We start from the raw sequence: 1,044 nt of genomic DNA, 5'->3' as shown, positions 1-1,044 counted from the left end.
GTTTTTAAGGGAGAGAGGAATATACCGGCAGACAGTTTGAAACCTCAGCCACTTATTCTTCCTGATCACAGGTAATCATATATGGCAGACTGTAATACAGTCGCTTGTACTGAAAAGTATTCTGTATAAAATATCCGTATTCATATCAGCACAAGGTGGATTTGCCCCTATATTTCCAGACATCTGTTATCACTTAACCCATTACAAGCCCGCTGCCGCAGATATTCCCGTGGCGAGCGATAACCCAGCGCACTATGCGGATGCCATTCGTTATAATGCTCGAACGCCTCTGCAAGGTTCTTTGCTGCCGTTAACCCGTCTGGTTTGGGCATGATACTGATGTAGTCACGCTTTATCGTTTTCACGAAGCTCTCTGCTATTCCGTTACTCTCCGGACTCCGCACCGCCGTGTTCTTCGGTTCAAGTCCCAACATCCGGGCGAACTGGCGTGTTTCATTAGCCCGGTAGCATGAACCATTATCCGTCAGCCACTCCACTGGAGACGACGGAAGATCGTTGCCGAAGCGGCGTTCCACCGCTCCCAGCATGACGTCCTGTACTGTTTCACTGTTGAAGCCGCCGGTAGTGACCGCCCAGTGCAGTGCCTCACGATCACAGCAGTCCAGCGCGAACGTGACACGCAGTCTCTCTCCGTTATCACAGCAGAACTCGAACCCGTCAGAGCACCATCGCTGATTGCTTTCTTTCACGGCCACTCTGCCTGTATGTGCCCGTTTCGATGGCGGTACAGCAGGTTTTCGCTCAAGCAACAGCGCATTCTGGCGCATGATCCGGTAAACACGTTTGGCATTGATTGCAGGCATACCATCAAGTTCTGCCTGTCTGCGAAGCAGCGCCCATACCCGACGATAACCATACGTTGGCAGCTCTCCGATAACATGGTGTATACGGAGAAGCACATCCGTATCATCAGTGTGACGACTGCGGCGGCCATCCATCCAGTCATCGGTTCGTCTGAGAATGACGTGCAACTGCGCACGCGACACCCGGAGACAACGGCTGACTAAGCTTACTCCCCATCCC

Annotated in this window: 1 protein-coding gene; it reads right to left on the bottom strand. The window is 52.2% G+C overall.

All coding sequences use genetic code 11. From position 1 onward, the window contains the following. Positions 1-167: 167 nt before the first annotated feature. On the bottom strand, positions 168-1,044 hold an 877-nt coding region (locus tag MFF34_RS28040; protein WP_125114374.1), incomplete at its 5' end, for an IS3-like element IS2 family transposase.

Origin of the sequence: Pseudomonas sp. PAGU 2196 (assembly GCF_022179005.1) — a bacterium.
GTDB lineage: Bacteria > Pseudomonadota > Gammaproteobacteria > Pseudomonadales > Pseudomonadaceae > Aquipseudomonas > Aquipseudomonas kermanshahensis.
Note: the sequence above shows the minus strand (reverse complement) of the source record. Positions and strands in the feature narration are given on the sequence as shown.